This is a genomic window from Phenylobacterium terrae (assembly GCF_042681205.1).
In the GTDB taxonomy this organism is placed as follows: Bacteria; Pseudomonadota; Alphaproteobacteria; order Caulobacterales; family Caulobacteraceae; genus Phenylobacterium; species Phenylobacterium terrae.
In genome coordinates, this window is record NZ_JBHUEY010000001.1 from 1,715,689 (window position 1) to 1,735,075 (window position 19,387).

The following is a 19,387-nucleotide window of genomic DNA, read 5'->3' on the forward strand; positions in this document are numbered from 1 at the left end:
CGAGCCCGGACCCGTCTGGGACGAGCGGCGGGCCTTCCGTGACGAGCGGCGGCCGCAGCGAGATGCTGTTCTGGGCCGCGATGGTCGCCGTCATGGCCGTGGTCGTGGTGTTCGACGTGCTGAACGTCGCTCACGACCGCGCCCGCGTCGGCGCGCCCGTCCCGCTCTGGGAGCCGGCGGTCTGGGAGGTCTCCAGCGTGGCGGTGATCCTGGCCATGGCCCCGGCGGTGCTGTGGCTCGCACGCCGCACGCTGCTGCGGCCGGGCCTGAGCTGGCCCCGCATTGCGGTCCACCTGCCGGCGGCGCTGGTCTTTTCACTGGTGCATGTGTCGGCCATGGGGGCGATCCGCTGGGCCGCCTACCGGCTGCTGGGCGACCGCTACGACCCGCTCGGCCCGCTTTCGGAGTGGCCGTACGAGCTGCGCAAGGACCTGCTGGTCTACGCCGCCATCGTCAGCCTCTACTGGCTGTGGAACCGGGTGCAGATCGCCCCCGCGCCCGCGCCGGCAGGGCCCACGGTGCTGGAGGTTCGCGACGGCGCCCGCCGCCACCTGATCCCGCTTGCCGACATCGGCTGGCTGGAGGCGGCCGGCAACTATGTGGAGGTGCACGCGGGGGGCAAGACGGTGCTCCACCGCGCGCCGCTGTCGCGCCTGGAGCAGGACCTCGCCCCGGCGGGCTTCGTCCGCATCCACCGCTCGCGCCTGGTCAGCCGCGCCCACGTGGCCGAGATCGAGACCAAGCCCTCCGGCGATTTCGAGGCGGTGCTGCGCGACGGCGCCCGTCTGGCCGGCAGCCGCAGGTATCGGGCGGGGTTGGGGTGAGGCGCGGAGGCCGATAGGCGCTAAATTGAGAGCGGGGTGACAGGTCGCGCCGACAAGGCGCTACCTGTCACCGGAGAGCGTCGGTGACTGGTTGGGCGCAGCCCTACCTGTCACCCATCCCACAAGATATCCGCTCATCCGGGCGAAGGCCGGGACCCAGATCCAAGGCGCAGCCTTGGCTGGAAGGGCGCTGCGTTTCTGGAACCCACGTCTGAGTCCGCCATTGTGGGTCCCGGCCTCCGCCGAGATGAGCGGTGGTGGTTTGGCTCGGCGCCCACAAGGGGCGAGGAAATCGAGCGGACCTTGGGTCTTAACCCCTCTCAGCTTAAGTAGAGATCATGGCCAGGACCGACCGCTTCTTCTCCATCCACCGCCAGGGCTTCGTGCGGACGGCCGCCTGCACGCCGAGGGTGACGGTCGCCGACCCCAGGGCCAACGCCGAGGAGACCCTGGCCCTGGCCCGCGAGGGACATGAGAATGGCGTCGACCTGATGCTGTTCCCGGAGCTGGGGATCAGCGCCTACGCCATCGACGACCTGCACCTGCAGGACGCCCTGCTGGACGACGTCGAGGCCGCCGTCGCGAGCCTGATCGAGGCGAGCCGCAAGCTCGCGCCTGTGCTGGTCGTCGGCGCGCCGGTGCGGCGCAACGGGCGGCTCTACAACTGCGCCCTGGCGATCTCGCGCGGCCGGCTGCTGGGCGTCGTGCCCAAGTCGTTCCTGCCGAACTATCGCGAGTACTACGAGAAGCGCTGGTTCGCCTCCGGCATCGGACTGAAGGGGCTGGACGTCGCCTTCGCCGGCCAGACCGTCCCGTTCGGCGTCGACCTGGTGTTCGAGGCCGAGGACCTGCGCGACTTCGTCTTCCACGCGGAGATCTGCGAGGACTTCTGGTTTGCCGCCCCGCCGTCGATCAACGGGGCTCTGGCCGGCGCGCTCATCCTCCTGAACCTGTCGGCCTCCAACGTGCTGGTCGGCAAGGCCGAGGAGCGGGCGATGCTCTGCGCCAGCCAGTCGATGCGCTGCCAGGCGGCCTACGTCTTCGCCGCCGCGGGCCCGGGCGAGAGCACGACGGACCTGGCCTGGGACGGCCAGGCGATGATCTACGAGCTCGGCCAGCTTCTGGCCGCCTCCGAGCGGTTCCCGGCCAGGAGCCAGATGGTGGTCGCCGACATCGACGTGGAGCGGCTGCGGCTCGACCGCATGCGCACCATGACCTTCAACGACGCCGCCGTCGCCGCCGGCCATCCGGAGTTCGAGTTCCGCCGGGTGCGCTTCGCCCATCAGCCGGCCTTCGCGGACGTCGGGCTGATCCGGCCGAACGACCGCTTCCCCTTCGTGCCGAACGATCCCGCCCGCCTGGACCAGGACTGCTACGAGGCCTTCAACATCCAGGTGCAGGGGCTGATCAAGCGGCTGCAGTCGACAAACGGCGAGCGGATCGTCATCGGCGTCTCCGGCGGCCTGGATTCCACCCACGCCCTGATCGTGGCCTGCAAGGCGTTCGACGCCCTGGGCCTGCCGCGCACCGGCATCCAGGCCTTCACCATGCCGGGCTTCGCCACCAGCGAGGGGACCAAGTCCAACGCCTGGGCGCTGATGCGCGCGCTCGGCGTCACCGCCGAGGAGATCGACATCCGTCCGGCCGCCCGGCAGATGCTGGGCGACATGGGCCACCCCTTCGCCAAGGGCGAGCCGGTCTATGACGTGACGTTCGAGAACGTGCAGGCGGGGCTGCGCACCGACTACCTGTTCCGCCTGGCCAACCAGCGGCGGGCCTTCGTGCTCGGCACCGGCGACCTGTCGGAGCTGGCGCTCGGCTGGTGCACCTACGGCGTCGGCGACCAGATGAGCCACTACAACGTCAACGGCTCGGTGGCGAAGACGCTGATCCAGCACCTGATCCGCTGGGTCGCCAAGACCGGCCAGTTCGACGAGCAGGCCTCGCAGGTCCTGCTGTCGGTGCTCGACACCGAGATCTCGCCCGAGCTGGTGCCGGCCGAGCCGGGGGCCAAGATCCAGAGCACCCAGGCCATCGTCGGCCCCTACGAGCTGCAGGACTTCAACCTCTTCCACCTGAGCCGGTTCGGCCTGCGCCCCTCGAAGATCGCCTTCCTCGCCTGGCACGCCTGGCGCGACCGCACGGCCGGCGACTGGCCCGCCCACTACCCGGACGAGGCGCGCAACGAGTACGACCTGGCGACCATCAAGAGCTGGCTGCGGGTGTTCCTGCAGCGCTTCTTCACCCAGCAGTTCAAGCGCTCGGCGATGCCCAACGGGCCCAAGGTGGTCTCCGGCGGCAACCTTTCGCCGCGGGGCGACTGGCGCGCGCCCTCGGACTCCTCGGCCCGGCTTTGGCTCGACGAGCTGGAGGCGAACGTCCCCGCTTAGTTTCTACCTCCCGCCGCTGCGCGGGGGAGGTAGGGCTCAGCGCTTAACCGCCGTCCACGACCCGCTGCAGGGTCTCGGCCAGACGGTCGCGGAAGCAGGTGGTCTCGCCTTCCGAGAAGCCGAAGCCCTCGTCCATGAAGCGGGACAAAGTCACCCCCTTCATGATCGCGGCGAGAAGCGCCGCCTTGACCTCGGCCTCGGGGCCGCCGCCCAGCCACTCGACGAACGGGGCGTAGAAGTTCGCCCGGCTCGACTGGCGGATCGCCTCCGCGGCGGCCTGCGAGGAGAGCGAGCGGAGGATGATGATCAGACAGTCGAGCTTGCTGTCGTCCGGCGGGGTGCAGACCAGGAGGTCCGCGACCCGCTCGCCGAACCCCTCGCGTGGGCCGGTGAACAGCTCCACCGGCGGGCGGCCGGTCTGCAGCACCTCGACCAGCAGATCTTCCTTCGAGCCGAAGTAGCGGGAGACGAGCGCCGCATCGACCCCGGCGCAGGCGGCGATCTCGCGCAGGCTGGCCGCGTCGTAGCCCTCTTCGCGCAGGCGCACCCGCGCGCAGTCGAGGATCGCCTGGCGGGTCACCATGGCGTTGCGAGCGCGCAGGACGCCGGGCGGGATCATGTGGCTTTTTTCCGGTTTTGGCGGCTAGCCGACTTGCGCAGGGTACGTGGCGTCACTTTATAGAAGTCATCGCTCGTTGACTTGGCTCCTCTCCCCGGGAGCCTAGGGGATAATCCATGTTGTACAAGCTCGCGTCGGTTGCGGCGGCGGGTGCGTCCGCGATCCTGCTCGCATCCTGCAACGCACAGGGGCAGGCCGCGCCGGCGCCGCCCCCGCCCCAGGTCTCCGTCGCCGTCCCGCTCAAGCAGACGGTGGTGGACTGGCAGGAGTTCCCCGGCCGCTTCGAAGCGCCCGAGCAGGTGGAGGTCCGCGCCCGCACGGGCGGCTTCCTGCAGAGCGCCCACTTCACCGAAGGCAGCTTCGTGAAGAAGGGCCAGCTGCTCTTCACCCTCGATCCCCGGCCCGCCCAGGCCCAGCTCGCCGCCGCCCGCGCCCAGGCGGACCTCGCCCGCCGCGAGCTGCAGCGCGCTGAGGAGCTGCTGAAGGCCCAGGCGATCAGCCAGGAGGAATACGAGAACCGTCGGGCCGCCTTCGCCGTCGCCGAGGCGGCGGTGCGCTCGCGCGCGCTGGACCTGGAGTTCACCCGCGTGACGGCGCCGGTGTCCGGCGTGGTCTCCGACCGCAAGGTCGACCCGGGCAACGTCATCGCCGGCGGCTCGTCGCAGGCCGACGTGCTGACGACGGTCGTCTCGGTTTCCCCCATCCACTTCGTCTTCGACGCCTCCGAGGGCCAGCTTCTCGAGCGGCTGCGGAACGGCGCCGGCCAGGGCCGGGTGCAGATCCGCCTGCAGGACGAGGCCGACCACCGCTGGGTCGGCCGGGTCGACTTCCTGGACAACGCCGTGGACGGCCGCTCCGGCGCCGTGCGCATGCGCGCCGTGGTGCAGAACCCCGGCGGGTTCCTGCGCCCGGGGATGTTCGGTCGGGCCCGCGTCGAGAGCGGCGCCGCGTACGATGCGCTGCTGGTGCCCGACACCGCCGTCGTCACCGACGGCGCCCGGCGCGCCGTGCACGTCGTGGCGCAGGACGGCTCGACCAGCCTGCGTCCGGTGACGCTCGGGCCGCTGCGCGGCGACCTGCGGGTCATCCGGGCGGGCCTGAAGCCCACCGATCAGGTGGTCGTCGGCGGCGTGCAGCGGATCATGCCGGGCCAGAAGGTCCAGGTCCGCACCGTCAAGCTGACGCCCGCCTCCGCCCCGGCCGAGGCCGCCCGCGCCTCGCCGCCGCCGGCCGCTTCGGTGGCCACCCCCGCCACCGGAGCCTGAGATGCGCTTCTCGCGGTTCTTCATCGACCGGCCGATCTTCGCGGCCGTGATCTCGATCGTCATCACCCTGGTGGGCGCCTTCGCCTTCCGGGTGCTGCCGCTGGCCCAGTATCCCGACATCGCCCCGCCGACGATCGCCATCACGGCGGTCTATCCGGGCGCGTCGGCCGAGACGGTGGCCGAGACGGTCGCCGCCCCGATCGAGCAGGAGATCAACGGGGTCGAGGGCATGCTCTACATGACCTCGTCCTCCACCGCCGACGGCATGGCCCAGATCATGGTCACCTTCCGCCAGGGGACCGATCTCGACGACGCCCAGGTGCTGGTCCAGAACCGCGTCTCGGTCGCCGAGCCGCGCCTGCCCGAGCAGGTGCGCCAGGTCGGCGTGACCGTGAACAAGCAGCTCACCGGCTTCCTGATGGTCGTGGCGCTCTCGGCGAAGACTCCGGACGCCGATCTCGGCCACATCGGCAACTACGCCTACACCACCCTTCGCGACCGGCTGCTGCGGGTCGAGGGCGTCGGCGGGGTGCAGCTGTTCAGCGGCATCTACTCGATGCGGGTGTGGATCGACCCGGCCAAGGCGGCCGCCCGCGGCCTCACCGCCGAGGACGTCATCCAGGCCCTGCGGCGGCAGAACATCCAGGCCGCCGGCGGCATGATCGGCCAGGCGCCGCACGACGGCGTCAGCCCGGCCCACCAGCTGCCGGTGCAGGTCGAGGGCCGCCTCTCCAGCCCGGAGGAGTTCGGCGACATCGTCGTGCGCACCGACGCCGACGGGCGGGTGATCCACCTGCGCGACGTGGCGCGCGTGGAGCTCGGCGCGCAGGACTACAACATGCGCGCCTTCTTCGACGGCGAGCCCGGCGTGGCGATGGCCATCCTGCAGCAGCCCGGATCCAACGCCCTGGCCACGGCCGACGCCGTGCTCAAGGTGCTCGAAGAGTCCAAGGCCGACCTGCCGGCCGACGCGCGGATCCGCGTGCCGTACAACCCGACCGAGTTCGTCCAGGCGTCCGTGAACGAGGTGCAGCGCACCCTGATCGAGGCCTGCTTCCTGGTGGTCATCGTGGTGGTCGTCTTCCTGCAGACCTGGCGGGCGGCGATCATCCCCATCGTGGCCATTCCCGTGGCCCTGATCGGCACCTTCGCGGTGCTGCTGGCGCTGGGCTTTTCGATCAACTCGCTGTCGCTGTTCGGCCTGGTGCTGGCCGTCGGGATCGTCGTCGACGACGCCATCGTGGTGGTGGAGAGCGTCGAGCGGCACATCCGCGAGGGGCTCAGTCCGCGCGAGGCGGCCTACAAGACCATGGACGAGGTCTCCGGGGCGCTGATCGCCATCGGCCTGGTGCTGATGGCGGTGTTCGTGCCGGCCGCCTTCATGCCGGGCATCCCGGGCCAGTTCTACCGGCAGTTCGCGGTGACCATCTCGGCCGCCACGGCCCTGTCGCTGCTGGTCTCGCTGACCCTGTCGCCGGCGCTGGCCGCCATTCTGCTCAAGCCGCACGGCCACGGCGCGCCCACGGGTCCGGCCTGGCTGCGGGCCCTCGGCGCCGCCGGCCGCAAGTTCAACGCCGGCTTCGACTGGCTGAGCACCCGCTACGGCCGGCTCACCGGCCGGCTGGTGCGCACCACGGTGGTCGTGCTGGCGGTCTACGCCGGGCTCATCGTGATGGCCGGCTGGCGGATGGCCGAGACCCCCACCGGCTTCATCCCGGAGCAGGACCAGGGCTTCCTGATCGGCGTCGTCCAGCTGCCGCCCGGCGCCTCGCTCGACCGCACGGAAGCGGCCATGCGCAAGGCCTGGCAGGCGGCGCTCGACACCGAGGGCGTCGAGACCGTGGCGGCCTTCGCCGGCATGGACGGGGCGAGCTTCTCGGCCAGCTCCAACGCGGGCGTCTTCTTCGTCGCCCTCGACGAATACGGCACGCGGCCGTCCGCCCAGGAGCTGGCCGGCCAGCTGATGGGCAAGGTCGGGGCCATCGAGGAGGCCAGCGTCTTCTTCCTGCCGCCCCCGCCCGTGGAAGGCATGGGCAACGCCGGCGGCTTCAAGATGATGGTCCAGGACCGCTCCGGCGCGGGCTACCGCCAGCTCGAGGCGGCGGCCAACGCGGTGATGGGCGGCGCCATGCAGGAGCCGGCGGTGACCGGGGTCTTCTCCGGCTTCAACACCGGCTCGCCCCGCCTCGTCGCCGACGTGGACCGCGAGAAGGCGCTGATGCTCGGCATCGACCCCAGCCAGGTCTACGGCGCGCTCGGCTCCTACCTCGGCTCGACCTACGTCAACGACTTCAACCTGCTCGGCCGGACCTTCCGGGTCACGGCCCAGGCCGAAGCCAGCGAGCGTGACGATCCGGCCGACGTCGCCAACCTGCGCGTCCGCGGCCCCTCGGGCGAGATGACGCCGATCGGCTCCCTCGCCACCTTGCGCGAGGAGACCGGCCCCGTGCGGGTGGTGCGCTTCAACCTCTACCCCGCCGCCGAGGTGCAGGGCGCGGCTTCGCCGGGCGTCTCCTCGGGCGATGCGTTGGTGGCCATGGAGAAGATCGCGGACCAGGCGCTGCCCCAGGGCTTCGGCTTCGAATGGACCGAGCTTGCGCTGCAGGAGCGGTCCACCGGCAGCGGGACGATCATCTTCGTGCTCGCGGCGGTGCTGGTGTTCCTGGTGCTGGCCGCCCAGTACGAGGCGCTGAGTCTGCCGCTGGCGGTGATCCTGATCGTGCCGATGTGCCTGCTGGCGGCCTTCCTGGGCGTCAACCTGCGCGGTCAGGACAACAACATCCTGACCCAGGTGGGCCTGCTCGTCCTGATGGCCCTGGCGGCCAAGAACGCCATCCTGATCGTCGAGTTCGCCAAGCAGGGCGAGGATCACGGCCTCGACCGGTTCCAGGCGGCCGTCGACGCCGCGCGCGTCCGGCTGCGGCCGATCCTGATGACCTCGGTGGCCTTCATCTCGGGCGTCGTGCCGCTGGCCTTCGCCCATGGCCCGGGCGCGGAAATGCGCCAGGCGCTGGGCACCGCGGTGTTCTTCGGGATGATCGGGGTGACCGCCTTCGGCCTGGTGTTCACGCCGGTGTTCTACGTGGTCTGCCGCGACCTCGGCGACCGCCTCCGGGGCGCCCTGCGGCGCAAGACCGCGCCGCCGCCGCCGGCGCCCCAGCTCGAAGCGGCGGAGTAGCCGAGATGAGAACGCGTCTGCTCTCCACCCTGGCCGCGGCCGCCGTGCTGGCCGGCTGCGCCGCCGGGCCCGACTACCAGGCCCCGGGGACCCCGCCGTCCGCGGGCGGCGCCTTCGTCGCCTCGGCCGAGCCGGTGTTCACGCCCGAGGCGCCGCCCGCCGACTGGTGGCGGCTCTACCAGGACCCGGCGCTGGAGACCCTGGTGGCCGAGGCCCTGGCCAACAACCGCGAGATCGCCGTCGCGCGGGCCAACCTCGAGCGGGTGCGGGCGGTGCTCGGGGAAACCCGCGCGGCGCGTCTGCCCGGCACGCTGGTCAGCGGCTCGGCCCAGCGGGTCCGCCAGCCGGACCCGTTCACCGGCGAGGGGGTTGAGGACACCGTCTCGTCGGCGGGCATCGACGTCTCGTACGAAGTCGACCTTTTCGGCCGCATCGGCCGGTCGGTGGAGGCCGCCCAGGCCGACGCCGGCGCCGCCCAGGCGGTGCTGGACGCGGTGCGGATCACGGTGGCCGGCGAGACGGCCCGGGCCTACGCCGACGCCTGCGCGGCCAACATGCAGATCGCCGCCGGCGAGCGGGCCGTGAAGCTGCAGCAGGACACCTACGACCTCACCCGCCGGCAGCTGGACGTCGGGCGCGGCAACGGCCTGGACGTGGCCTCCGCGGCCTCGGAGCTGGAGACCACCCGCGCGGCCCTGCCGCCCTTCCGGGCCGCGCGCGAGGCGGCGCTGTTCCGGCTGGCGGTGCTGACCGGCCGCCCGCCCGCCGAGGCCCCGGCCGCCGTGCGGGACTGTCCGACGGTGCCGACGCTCGCCCGACCGATCCCGGTCGGCGACGGGACCCAGCTCCTCCGCCGCCGGCCGGACGTGCGCGAGGCCGAGCGCCGGCTCGCCGCGGCGACCGCCCGCATCGGCGTCGCCACCGCCGATCTCTACCCGCGCGTCACCCTGGGCGGGGCCCTCTCGACCAACGATGCGGGGGGAAGCTTCGGCGACGACTTCAGCTTCAGCATCGGCCCCTTGATCCAGTGGTCGTTCCCGAACGTCGCCGCCGCCCGCGCCCGCGTGCGGCAGGCCAGCGCCGGCGCCGATGCGGCCCTGGCCCAGTTCGAGCAGACGACGCTGTCGGCTCTGCAGGAGACCGAGACGGCCCTGGTCCGCTACGCGCGCGAGCTCGACCGGCGCGCGGCCCTGGAGCGCGCCCTGGAGGCCGGACGCGAGGCCGCCCGCCTGTCGCGGATGCGCTACGAGGCCGGCGCCGACAGCCTGCTGGCCGTGCTGATCGCCGAGCAGCGCGTCGCCCAGCTGGAGCTGCAGCTCGCCCAGTCCCAGGCCGCCGCGGCCGACGGCCAGATCGTCCTCTTCAAGGCCCTCGGCGGCGGCTGGGACACGCCGCAGGCGCAGGCCACGGCCCGGGCCGCGGTCGAGGGGTGACAGGTAGGGCCGTCCAGGCCCAACCAGTCACCCCGCGTCGACCTACTCGTCGTTGGGGATGTTCAGCAGGGTCCCGCAGGCCTTGCAGTGGACCGCGTCCGGCTCGTGCCGCAGCAGGCCGCAGGTCGGGCAGCGGAAGCGCACCTTGCCGGGCCGGAACAGCGAGGTGGCCAGCCGGGCGAAGAAGCCGATGCCGCTGACCATGATGGCGATCGACAGCACCTTGCCCCAGGACCCCGGCAGGGTGATGTCGCCGTAGCCGGTGGTCGTCAGGCTGGTGACGGTGAAATAGAGCGCATCCAGGTAGCCGGCGATGCCGGCGCCCTGGCCGATGAAGCTGGTGTAGACGAAGCCGGTCGCCACGAAGACGAAGGTGACCAGGCCCGCCAGGGTGCGGATGATCTCCTCGAACCGGGTGTCGTCGTAGCGCCGGCCGACCGTGTCCCAGAAGAAGTCCGAGTTGAACAGGGTCCAGATCCGCAGCACCCGCAGGAAGGCCAGGTTGAACAGCCACTGCGGGAACAGCAGGGTCAGCAGGACGAAGATGTCGACCCAGACGATCGGCCGCCGGATCCACTCGCTGGCCTTGCGCGCGGCCAGGGCGCGGGCGCCCAGGTCCACCGCCAGGATGAAGGCGACCAGATAGTCGACGACCAGAAAGGCCGGGGTCTTCCGAAGGAAGGGGGCGGCGATGAAGAAGGCGATCAGCGCCAGGTCCACCCCGATCACCGCCAGGCGGAAGCGGACCGCCTGCGGCGTGTGGCCATGGTAGAGGTGGCTAAGTCGGATGCGCAGCCGCGCGATCCGAGTGGCCAGGCTGTATCCGGCTCCCGTCTCCACCAAGGTGTCGCGCCTCCGCTCGAGCTTCCGGCCCTAAGGTCGGGTGCGGATCGCCGGATGGGAAGGGGGTGCGATCGGCCCGGCCGTGGTCGGGGGGGTGCCTAGGGGTGCGCCGGGCCGATCGCCGCTGCTCTTCTCGACAGGCAAGTCGCCGAACAGCGACCGTTGAACGGCCTGTCAAATGAGAGGTTCCTACGGCTCAGTGCGGATTTCTGCGGCCCTCGGAATCGGTCTGGGTCCGCACCGCGTCGGGGTCCATCCGGTCGGCGAACTCGGCCCCGGCGGTCCCCGCGTCCGTGCCCTTCATCCCTTGCGCGCCGTAGTCGCCGCGCTTGTCGCGCTGCGGGTGACCCTCGAGGCTGCCGAAGTTCTGGTCGGCGCGGCTGTCGCGCTGTTCGGGCGTGGTCAGCCGTGGATCGCGCACCGAGCGCCCTTCCTCCGGCGCATGGGCGGCCTCGGTGTCGGACGGGCGCTCGGGCGCCGGCTTGTCGGGCTGGGGCGAGAGCCTGGGCTCGCCGCCGGGATTGCCGTGGCCGCCGGTGCGGGGCTGGCTCTGGTTCTCGGGCATGGTGGTCTCTCCCTTTGGGCTCGCGGGGAGAAGCCGGCGGCGAGGCCCTGTGTTCCGTCCTCGTCGGCCGCCGGGCGCCTGATTTACGACCGACGGCGAACAACGTTATAGCCAGGGCTGCCTACGGCTCAGGCAGGTCGGCCGTCGCCAGGGGGAGGGCGATCAGATGAAGGCTCGTTTTACGCGCGGCTGCGCCGCCGCTCTGGCGGCCGGGATCGCCCTCTGGGCCGGCCCCGCCGCGGCCCAGGAGCCGGCGCTGGACGGCGCCGCCACCGCCTGGATCCTCACCGCCACCGCGCTGGTGCTGTTCATGACCCTGCCGGGCCTGGCCCTGTTCTACGCCGGCCTCGTGCGGGTGAAGAACGTGCTCTCGGTGATGATGCACTGCGTGGCCATCGCCTGTCTGATGTCGGTGCTCTGGCTGTTCGGCGGCTACAGCCTGGCCTTCTCCGGCGACGGCGCCTTCCTCGGCGACCTCGCCAAGTTCGCCCTGCTGTCCGTCGGCCGCGAGGACCTCTCCGGCGCGCTGCCGGAGAGCGTCTTCTTCATGTTCCAGATGACCTTCGCGATCATCACCCCGGCGCTGATCGTCGGGGCCTATGTGGAGCGGATCAAATTCGGCGCGGTGCTGCTGTTCAGCGGCCTGTGGCTCTACCTCGTCTACGCCCCGGTCGCCCATTGGGTGTGGGGCGGCGGCTTCCTGGCCGACATGGGGGTGAAGGACTTCGCCGGCGGGCTAGTGGTGCACGCCACGGCGGGCGTCTCGGCGCTGGTGCTGGCCAGGATGCTGGGCCCGCGCGACGGCTACCCCTTTGACCTGTCGCCGCCGCACAACCCCGGCATGACCATGATGGGCGCGGCCATGCTCTGGGTCGGCTGGTACGGCTTCAACGGCGGCAGCGCGCTGGCGGCCGACGGGGCGGCAGGGTCGGCCCTGGCGGCCACCCACCTGTCCGCCGCCGCCGCCGGCCTCACCTGGGCGGCGATCGAGAAGATGCGCTTCAAGCGGGCCAGCATGGTCGGCCTGGTCACCGGCGTCATCGCCGGCCTGGCGACCGTTACGCCCGCCTCGGGCTTCGTCGGCCCGGTCGGCGGCGTGATCCTGGGCGCGGCCGGGGCCGTGGTCTGCTTCTTCGCCGTCGACCTGATCCGGAACAGGATCCGCATCGACGACTCCCTCGACGTCTTCGCCGTGCACGGCGTCGGCGGCATCCTGGGGACGCTGATGCTGGCCCTGCTGGCGGCGCCCGAGCTCGGCGGCGCCGGACTCGGCGAGGGCATGACCATGGGCCGCCAGGCGGGCGTCCAGGCGCTTGGCGTGGCCGTCACCGTCGTCTGGTCGGCGATCGCCAGCGTGCTCATCGTCCTGGCGGTGAAGTTCACCGTCGGCCTGCGCCATCGCGACGAGGCGATCGAGGAGGGCCTCGACATGCACGACCACGGCGAGCGGGCGTTCAACCCCTAGGGCGCAGGCCCGAAGGCGGCTTCCAGCGCCGCCTGGTCGACCCCTTCGGCCTCGACCAGCTTCAGCCGCGCCGTCTCGCCGGAGACCAGGCTGAGGGACGACTTGGGCCGCTTCAGCGCCTTGGCGAGCAGCGCGAGCACCGCCGCGTTGGCCGATCCGTCGGCGGGCGCGGCGGCCACCCGCACCTTCAGCACCGCCCGCCCGGCCTCGTCCCGCGTCCAGCCTTCGACGGCGTCCCGCCCGCCGCGGGGCGTCACCCGCACGGCCAGGCGCATGGTCAGAAGGCGAGGGTGCGCAGGAGGAAGTTGAACAGGGCCGGCAGCAGGTACTGCTGGATGCCGGTCAGCACCAGGATGACGATGATCGGGCTGATGTCGACGCCGCCCAGCGGCGGAATGATCCTCTGGAACGGCCGCAGCACCGGCCGTGTCACCGCGTCGAGGAAGCGCACGATGTTGTAGGCGAACTGGTTGCGCAGGTTGATGACGTCGAACGCCACCAGCCAGGACAGCACGGCGCTGATGATGATCGCCCAGACCAGCAGGGTCATCAGGCCGTTCAGGATGAAATAGAGGAACTGGAGAAGGGCGGCCATTTCCGGGTCCGGTTGCAGGGGCCGGCGCATCTAGCGGGGCGGCCAAGCCCCTGGCAAGCGCACGCGACATCTGGCGCCGCACCTCGCCCTTGACACCAGCGCTCCGACCCGCCTTATTCCGCGCCTTCCTGGGGCCGTAGCTCAGTTGGTAGAGCGCCTCGTTCGCAATGAGGAGGTCAGGGGTTCGACTCCCCTCGGCTCCACCATCCTGCTCCGCGCGTAAGCGCAACGCAGGGTGCCCTCCGAAGCCTTCGGGCGAAGGAGGGCCCAGGACAGATTTCCAGAGACAGGCGGCCCGTCAGGGGCCGGCGCGGCTCAGTGCGGCTGGGCGCCGATCACCAGGTCGCGCAGCCGGGCGGGGTTGGCCGGCTTGATCAGCACGGCGGCGCCGGGGGCGGCCTCCTGGATGCGGCCGATGGTGGTGGCGTCGCCGTAGGCGGTGATGAAGATCAGCCGCAGCGGGCGCTCGGCGAGCAGCTGGCGGGCCGTCTCGGCGCCGTCGATGCCCGGGCCCAGGTTCATGTCCATCAGGACGAGGTCGGGCTGGAAGCGGGCGGCCACCTCCAGGGCGCTCGGCCCATCGTGCGCCAGCTCGCTCTGGACGACCCCCATGTCCTCCAGCAGCGCCTGCAGGTGCCAGGCGGCCAGGAACTCGTCGTCGACGATCATCACCTTCAGGTCCTCGAGCCCGGCGTGCGGATCGCCGCCGGGCGAGGACTGCGGCGGCGGATCCGCGCCGAGGGTGGGCGTTAGGAGGCGCACATCGTCGGCAAGCCACGTCATCGGCATCGAACCTCGGGTCTTCGGCAGGGACGGGCGGGGCCCCAAGGGGTCGCGAAACACCTTCCCTAGCAACTCCCCGGCGCAAGACGCCAGGGGGTTTGGCCCCAAGCAGGGACGAAATCTCTGGAGCACGCGCGCGAAACTGTGCGCGGATCCTGCGGCCGCTCTAGGCCGGCGCGGGCGAGGAGGCGATGGCCTCGACGGTCTCCGCGGCCCCGAGCGTGCGGTAGCGGGCCTCCAGGAAGGCGAACAGGCCGAAGGCGACGAGGCCGAGCCCCGCCAGCGCCAGCAGAGCCTCGCCGAACGGATAGCCGCGCAGCGCGTCCAGCGCCCCGCCCAGGCCCTGCGCAGGACCGGCGGAGGCCTGCTGGCCGGCCCGCAGCATGGCCAGGCCCAGCGGCAGGAAGGCGACGCCCCGGCCCAGGTGACCCAGCCGCCCCAGCCCGGCCGCCAGGCGCGCCACCCGGCGGGGACAGACGAGCTTCTTGTGCGGCCGGCCGGCCGCCTGCACGAGGTTGCCCAGCCCGACCCCGACGATGAACAGGCCGCAGGCGGCGATCGCCAGCGCGCCGCCGGGCCAGTCCAGCACCTGCTGCACGGTCTGGCGGGTCGAGGCCAGGTCGTCCACCTCGCGCGCCTCGGCCAGGGCGTCGATCAGGCCGAACACGCCGACCGCGAGGGCGGCGTGCACCAAGCCGCTGATCGCCTGCCCGGCCCGGGTCGCCAGCGCCGCCGGCGCCGTCCCCTGCCGGTCGGCGTCGAACACCGACTGCAGCAGCCGCCAGCCGGCGAAGCCGTAGAGGCCGAGGCCGGCGAGCCACAGGAGCAGCGTCCCGGCCGGCCAGTCGGCCCAGGCCTGCAGCGCCTCCACCGCGCCTGCCGCTCCGGGCGCGCGGCCCGCCGCGGCCAGCAGCGCGATGGCGCCGACGCTGACGTAGACCATCCCGCGCGAGACGAAGCCGGCCCGGCAGGCGAGCTCGGCCAGGGCGCCCAGCGGCGCCTGCGCCAGCCATCCGCGCACCTCGCGCCAGGATCTCATCGGGGGATGCGCTTGGTCCGCCAACGGCCCTCTCCAGCGGCGCCCAAGCGGCGCCGTGGAGAGGAACGTGACGCTCTCGCCCCCGGTTCCGGCCCCCTAGAGCGTGAACAGGAATGTCGAATTCACGTTGCCGGTCAGCAGGATGACCATGTCGTCGCCGACGCCGTCGCCATCGGTGTCCATGCGCAGGGTCGTCCGGTTGGTTCCCGCGTCGTAGCTGGCCGTCATCTGGCCGGCCACGCCCGTGAACGCCGCCGCCCAGAAGAAGGCCTGGTCGCCGTCGGTGTTCACGTCGGCGTCCACGGCGGAGAGGTCCAGCCGGTCGTTGTCGCCCTTCTTGAAGTCGACGATCAGGTCCGGCGCGGCCGCAGTCGAGTCGGAGGCGCCGAGGTAGACGAAGCGGTCGGCGCCGCTGCCGCCGGACAGGGTGTCCGCCCCCCCGGCGCCGGCCAGGGTGTCGTTCCCGCCGGTCCCCGACAGGCTGTTGTTGCCGGCGTTGCCGACCAGCTGGTTGTCGGACCCGTTGCCCGTGCCGTTGATCGCCGCCGCGCCGGTCAGGACCAGGTTCTCGACGTTGGAGGCCAGCGTGACGGTGGCGTCGGAATAGGCCGTGTCCGTGCCGGCGCCGGAGCTTTCGACGATCTTGTCGCCGGCGCTGATGTAGTAGGTGTCGTTGCCCGCGCCGCCCTCGAGGGTGTCGTCGCCGGCGCCTCCGTCCAGGGTGTCGTCGCCGCCGTTGCCGATGAGCTTGTTCGCCGAGCCGTTGCCCAGGATGAGGTTGTTGAGCCCGTTGCCGGTCCCGTTCGCAGCCGAGCCGGTGAGCACCAGGTTCTCGAGGTTGGCGCCCAGGGTGTAGCTGAAGGCGGCGTGGACGGTGTCGATTCCCTCCCCGGGGTTCTCGGTGACGACGTCGCCGGTGACGTTGACGACGTAGGTGTCGTTCCCGAGCCCGCCCAGCAGGGTGTCGTTGCCCAGCCCGCCGTCGATCAGGTTGTGCCCGGCGTTGCCCACGATGCGGTTGTGGCTGCCGTTGCCGACGCCGATCAGGTCCGCCGCGCCCAGCAGGGTGAGGTTCTCGACCTCGTCCCACAGGGCCAGAATGCTCACCGAGGATTCCACCCGGTCGATCCCGCCGGCCCCCGCGCTGTAGGTCTCGACGACCTTGTCGCCGACGTTGTCGACCGCGAAGACGTCGTCGCCGTCGCCGCCGGTCATGGTGTCGGCGCCCGCCCCGCCGTCCAGCGAGTCGTTCCCGCCCAGGCCGCTCAGGGTGTCGTCGCCGGCCGTGCCCAGCAGGGTGTCGTTCCCGGCCGTGCCCGTACCGGGCGGGGGCGGCGGCGGCGGCGGGCCGCTGCTGTTTCCGTTCTGGACGTTGTAGGGACCCGCGGCCTTGACCGTCAGGGTGAAGAGGTCGCCCTCGACGTCCCCGCTGGCGTCGCTCGCCACCAGCTTCAGATGGACGGTCTGCGCCGAGGTCGGATTGCCGTTGATCGTCCAGGTGGCCGCGTTGAAGGTCAGCCAGCCGGGCAGGGCGCCGCCGTTCACAAGGTTCCCGCCTGCGTCCACCAGCTGCAGGCTCAGGCTCAGGGCGTCGCCCGGATCGACATCGACGATGGCGGTCTGCGGGACGATGTAGTGGAAGGCCGCGATAGGGGCGTCGAGGTTCGGCGTCTCGGTGCGCACCTGAGGTCCGGTGCGTGAGACCCCGTCGACGCCGGTTCCGTTCAGGATGTTGTCCTCGACCAGGCCGTCGCTCGACTGCGGCGTCTCACGGATCAGCCACGAGCCGTTCACCGTGCTGATGGTGTTGCCGCTGATGACGAAGCCTTCCGAGGTCATCACCGAGCTGGAGGCCGCATCGGTCGAGTGGGCCACGTAGACCTCGCTGTAGAGGTCCGGGCCGGCCTGCGAATTGTTGGCGATGGTCGAGTTCAGCACCGACACGTTGTCGGAGCCGTCGATCTTCACGCCCTCGCGGCCGTTGCCGTGGATGTTGACGCCGTCGATGGTGATGTCGCGCGAGTACTTCACCAGCACGCCGGCCAGGCTGTTGCCGTAGACCTCGCCGCCGGTGATGGTCACGTCGTAGGGCGAGGGGATCAGCTCGGAGCCGCGCTGGACGGTGATGCCGTTGCCGCCGTTGCTGAAGGCGTCGTTGTTCTCCAGGACCGTGTTCTGGGTCGTGGTGACGATGTTGAAGCCGTGCCGGTCGTTGGCGTAGCTGACGTTGTTGCGGATCGTGGAGTCGATCAGGAAGTCGAGGGTGAAGCCGTCCAACCCGTTGTGGTGGGCGACGCTGTCCTCGATGGTCAGCCGGATGGTCTGCTCGTGCGGGTCGAAGCCGTAGCCGGAGGCGTTCATCACCTCGACCCGTCGGATGGCGATGTCGCTGTCCTGCTGGGTCGAGCCCGGCGCGGTGCCGACGAAGATGCCGTCCACCTTGCCGGTCGGGTTGCCCGCCCGGTTCCCGTCGATGGTGAAGTCTTCCATCGTGACCTGGGTGGTCGGCACGTTGAACGGCGTGCGCACGACCCCGGTGATGTCGATGTTCGAGCCGCTGAGCACCTTGATGATGCTGACGCCCATGCCGGCGCCCTTCAGGGTCACCCCGTCGGGCAGCTGGATGCCGGCGTAGGTCTTGCCCAGACCCTCGGCGCCGATGCCGTAGGTCCCGGCCGGCATGTAGACGATCCCGCCGCCGGCCTGGCCCGCGGCGTCCACCGCCGCCTGGATGGCCGCCCGGTCGTTGGCGACGCCGTCGCCGACCGCGCCGTAATCCATGACGTTGTAGGTCCCCGGCGGCGGGGGAGGGGGCGGGGCGCCGAGCGTCACGTTCGGCGTGCCGCTGTCGCTGACGGTCAGCTTGAAGAGGTCGGTCTCGGTGTTGCCGGACTTGTCCTTGGCCACCACCTGCAGCCAGAAGGTCCCCTCGGACGGCGGATCGCCGACGATCATCTTCCGTAGCGGATCGAAGCTCATCCACGACGGCAGCGCGCCGCCGTTCACCGGCTGGCCGTTCGCATCGACCAGCCGAAGGCTCAGCGTCACCGCATCTCCGGAGTCGATGTCCACATAGGCCGCCGGCGGGATCTGGAAGTAGAAGTCGTCGCTGGGCGCGACCAGGTCCGGCATCTCCACCCGCACCTGCGGACCGGTGAGGGTCTGGGCGCGGATGAAGGTCCCGACGAAGGTGTTGTTGTCGATCAGGCTGCCGACCACCTCCAGCGCCTCGCGGATGCCGTACGAGGCGTTGGTCGAGCCGATGGTGTTGTTGGTGATCGTGACGTCGCTGACCCAGAAGGTGGAGCTGGTCAGGTCGTCGACGTACTGGTTGAGGTAGATCTCGGCGTAGAGGTTCGAGCCCAGCTGGCTGTTGTTCTCGATCGTCGAGCCGGTGATCGTCACGTCACGCGAGCCGTAGACCTTGATGCCCTCGCGGTCGTTGTGGTGGACCCACACGCCCTGGATATCCACGTCGTTGGACATCTTGACCAGGATGCCGTCGACGTTGCCGTAGACCTGGCCGCCGATGATGGTGATGCCGTGCGGGGAGGGGACGTCCTCGCTGCCGCGCTGGATGACGATGCCGGCCGAGCCGTTGTCGTAGGCGACGTTGCCTTCCAGGACCGTGTTGCGGGTCTGGGTGACGATATTGAAGCCGTGGCGGTCGTTGCCGTAGCTGACGTTGTTCTTGATCGTGGAGTCGATCAGGAAGTCGAGGGTGAACCCGTCCAGGCCGTTGCCGTGGCTGACGCAGCCCTCGATCCACATCCGGATCGTCTGCTCGTGCGGGTCGATGCCGTAGCCCGAGCAGTCCTTGGCCTCGACGTTGAGCAGGGTGATGTCCGCGCAGTGGGCGGCGCTTCCGGGCGAGGTGCCGCAGAAGAAGCCGTCGACCTTGCCGGTGGTGGCGTCGCGGTTGCCGTCGAGGGTCAGGTCCCGGATGGTGACGTTGGTGGTCTCTTCGCCGACCGGGGTGCGGATCAGGCCGGTGAAGCCGACCGAATTGCCGGCCATCGCCTGGATAATGGTCTGGCCCATGCCGTCGCCGACGATGGTGACGTTGTCGCGGACCTGCAGGCCGGCGTAGGTGCGCGTCGCGGCCCCGCCGTCGATGGCGTAGGTCCCGGCCGGGATGTAGACGACGCCGCCGCCGGCGGCGTGCGCTGCGTCGAGTGCGGCCTGGATCGCCGCGCGGTCGTTGACGAGGCCGTTGCCGACCGCGCCGTAGTCCATGACGTTGTAGGTGGCCATCGCGCTTACCCCAGCTGGCGGCGTGCGTGCGCGCCGGGGCGATCAGCCGCACCCCAACGCGGCGCCCCAAACCAGGGTTCGGCGACCAGAGTTGCGTAGGGTTAACGAATAATTCCCAAGGGCCGCGGGGCGCG

The 19,387-nt window shown here is 71.1% G+C and carries 14 protein-coding genes and 1 tRNA gene; 7 read left to right on the top strand and 8 right to left on the bottom strand.

Annotated elements, in window-relative coordinates; translation table 11 throughout:
* Positions 1-62: 62 nt before the first annotated feature.
* Together ACFSC0_RS08630 and ACFSC0_RS08635 are read left to right on the top strand one after the other, a co-directional pair.
* Entirely contained in the window at positions 63-824 is a 762-nt protein-coding gene (locus ACFSC0_RS08630; protein ID WP_377355130.1) for a LytTR family DNA-binding domain-containing protein, read from the top strand.
* A gap of 338 nt (positions 825-1,162) precedes the next feature.
* Entirely contained in the window at positions 1,163-3,214 is a 2,052-nt protein-coding gene (locus ACFSC0_RS08635; protein ID WP_377284001.1) for an NAD(+) synthase, read from the top strand.
* Positions 3,215-3,257: 43 nt separating this feature from the next.
* Here the strand turns inward: ACFSC0_RS08635 and ACFSC0_RS08640 are convergent, their stop codons facing one another.
* A complete protein-coding gene (locus tag ACFSC0_RS08640) occupies positions 3,258-3,833 on the bottom strand; it encodes a TetR family transcriptional regulator (RefSeq protein WP_377284000.1) in 576 nt (191 codons plus the stop codon).
* Between the two features lie 116 nt (positions 3,834-3,949).
* On the opposite strand from ACFSC0_RS08640, the gene ACFSC0_RS08645 reads away from it, so the two are divergent.
* Genes ACFSC0_RS08645 through ACFSC0_RS08655 form a run of 3 tightly spaced genes read left to right on the top strand, consistent with a single transcriptional unit; the run spans position 3,950 to position 9,709 of the window.
* On the top strand, positions 3,950-5,098 hold the full coding sequence (locus ACFSC0_RS08645) for an efflux RND transporter periplasmic adaptor subunit (RefSeq protein WP_377283999.1): 1,149 nt from the start codon (positions 3,950-3,952) through the stop codon (positions 5,096-5,098).
* 1 nt (position 5,099) lies between these two features.
* The gene (locus ACFSC0_RS08650; RefSeq protein ID WP_377355132.1) at positions 5,100-8,276 is read left to right on the top strand and encodes an efflux RND transporter permease subunit; all 3,177 of its coding nucleotides are present in this window, start codon (positions 5,100-5,102) and stop codon (positions 8,274-8,276) included.
* Positions 8,277-8,281: 5 nt separating this feature from the next.
* A complete protein-coding gene (locus ACFSC0_RS08655) occupies positions 8,282-9,709 on the top strand; it encodes an efflux transporter outer membrane subunit (protein WP_377283997.1) in 1,428 nt (475 codons plus the stop codon).
* A 42-nt stretch (positions 9,710-9,751) separates the two neighbouring features.
* Here the strand turns inward: ACFSC0_RS08655 and ACFSC0_RS08660 are convergent, their stop codons facing one another.
* Together ACFSC0_RS08660 and ACFSC0_RS08665 are read right to left on the bottom strand one after the other, a co-directional pair.
* Complete coding sequence (locus tag ACFSC0_RS08660; RefSeq protein ID WP_377283996.1) at positions 9,752-10,552, bottom strand: potassium channel family protein; 801 nt, start codon at positions 10,550-10,552, stop codon at positions 9,752-9,754.
* A gap of 196 nt (positions 10,553-10,748) precedes the next feature.
* Positions 10,749-11,117 (bottom strand): hypothetical protein, encoded by a 369-nt coding sequence (locus ACFSC0_RS08665; protein ID WP_377283995.1) that lies wholly within the window; start codon positions 11,115-11,117, stop codon positions 10,749-10,751.
* A 166-nt stretch (positions 11,118-11,283) separates the two neighbouring features.
* On the opposite strand from ACFSC0_RS08665, the gene ACFSC0_RS08670 reads away from it, so the two are divergent.
* On the top strand, positions 11,284-12,582 hold the full coding sequence (locus ACFSC0_RS08670; protein ID WP_377283994.1) for an ammonium transporter: 1,299 nt from the start codon (positions 11,284-11,286) through the stop codon (positions 12,580-12,582).
* Here ACFSC0_RS08670 and ACFSC0_RS08675 read toward each other — a convergent pair.
* Entirely contained in the window at positions 12,579-12,857 is a 279-nt protein-coding gene (locus ACFSC0_RS08675) for a DUF167 family protein (RefSeq protein ID WP_377283993.1), read from the bottom strand. The genes ACFSC0_RS08670 and ACFSC0_RS08675 overlap by 4 nt on opposite strands.
* Before the next feature lie 2 nt (positions 12,858-12,859).
* Positions 12,860-13,177 carry a YggT family protein gene (locus tag ACFSC0_RS08680; protein ID WP_377283992.1) on the bottom strand — a complete coding sequence of 106 codons (318 nt, stop codon included), beginning with the start codon at positions 13,175-13,177 and terminating at the stop codon, positions 12,860-12,862.
* Positions 13,178-13,307: 130 nt separating this feature from the next.
* On the opposite strand from ACFSC0_RS08680, the gene ACFSC0_RS08685 reads away from it, so the two are divergent.
* Positions 13,308-13,383 (top strand) — tRNA-Ala (locus tag ACFSC0_RS08685).
* A 109-nt stretch (positions 13,384-13,492) separates the two neighbouring features.
* Here ACFSC0_RS08685 and ACFSC0_RS08690 read toward each other — a convergent pair.
* From ACFSC0_RS08690 to ACFSC0_RS08700, 3 genes are all read right to left on the bottom strand, one after another.
* Positions 13,493-13,960: a response regulator gene (locus ACFSC0_RS08690; RefSeq protein ID WP_377283991.1), complete on the bottom strand. Its 468-nt coding sequence runs from the start codon at positions 13,958-13,960 to the stop codon at positions 13,493-13,495.
* Positions 13,961-14,126: 166 nt separating this feature from the next.
* The gene (locus ACFSC0_RS08695) at positions 14,127-14,999 is read right to left on the bottom strand and encodes a DUF1206 domain-containing protein (protein ID WP_377283990.1); all 873 of its coding nucleotides are present in this window, start codon (positions 14,997-14,999) and stop codon (positions 14,127-14,129) included.
* Positions 15,000-15,095: 96 nt separating this feature from the next.
* Positions 15,096-19,253 (bottom strand): glycosyl hydrolase family 28-related protein, encoded by a 4,158-nt coding sequence (locus ACFSC0_RS08700; protein WP_377283989.1) that lies wholly within the window; start codon positions 19,251-19,253, stop codon positions 15,096-15,098.
* Positions 19,254-19,387 lie beyond the last annotated feature (134 nt).

What these genes read in the sequence shown, in the direction of transcription:
- ACFSC0_RS08630 (WP_377355130.1), top strand. Translation starts at nt 63, where the DNA reads ATGCTGTTCTGGGCCGCGATGGTCGCCGTCATGGCCGTGGTCGTGGTG.
- ACFSC0_RS08635 (WP_377284001.1), top strand. Translation starts at nt 1,163, where the DNA reads ATGGCCAGGACCGACCGCTTCTTCTCCATCCACCGCCAGGGCTTCGTG.
- ACFSC0_RS08640 (WP_377284000.1), bottom strand. Translation starts at nt 3,833, where the DNA reads ATGATCCCGCCCGGCGTCCTGCGCGCTCGCAACGCCATGGTGACCCGC.
- ACFSC0_RS08645 (WP_377283999.1), top strand. Translation starts at nt 3,950, where the DNA reads ATGTTGTACAAGCTCGCGTCGGTTGCGGCGGCGGGTGCGTCCGCGATC.
- ACFSC0_RS08650 (WP_377355132.1), top strand. Translation starts at nt 5,100, where the DNA reads ATGCGCTTCTCGCGGTTCTTCATCGACCGGCCGATCTTCGCGGCCGTG.
- ACFSC0_RS08655 (WP_377283997.1), top strand. Translation starts at nt 8,282, where the DNA reads ATGAGAACGCGTCTGCTCTCCACCCTGGCCGCGGCCGCCGTGCTGGCC.
- ACFSC0_RS08665 (WP_377283995.1), bottom strand. Translation starts at nt 11,117, where the DNA reads ATGCCCGAGAACCAGAGCCAGCCCCGCACCGGCGGCCACGGCAATCCC.
- ACFSC0_RS08670 (WP_377283994.1), top strand. Translation starts at nt 11,284, where the DNA reads ATGAAGGCTCGTTTTACGCGCGGCTGCGCCGCCGCTCTGGCGGCCGGG.
- ACFSC0_RS08675 (WP_377283993.1), bottom strand. Translation starts at nt 12,857, where the DNA reads ATGCGCCTGGCCGTGCGGGTGACGCCCCGCGGCGGGCGGGACGCCGTC.
- ACFSC0_RS08680 (WP_377283992.1), bottom strand. Translation starts at nt 13,177, where the DNA reads ATGGCCGCCCTTCTCCAGTTCCTCTATTTCATCCTGAACGGCCTGATG.
- ACFSC0_RS08690 (WP_377283991.1), bottom strand. Translation starts at nt 13,960, where the DNA reads ATGACGTGGCTTGCCGACGATGTGCGCCTCCTAACGCCCACCCTCGGC.
- ACFSC0_RS08695 (WP_377283990.1), bottom strand. Translation starts at nt 14,999, where the DNA reads ATGAGATCCTGGCGCGAGGTGCGCGGATGGCTGGCGCAGGCGCCGCTG.
- ACFSC0_RS08700 (WP_377283989.1), bottom strand. Translation starts at nt 19,253, where the DNA reads ATGGCCACCTACAACGTCATGGACTACGGCGCGGTCGGCAACGGCCTC.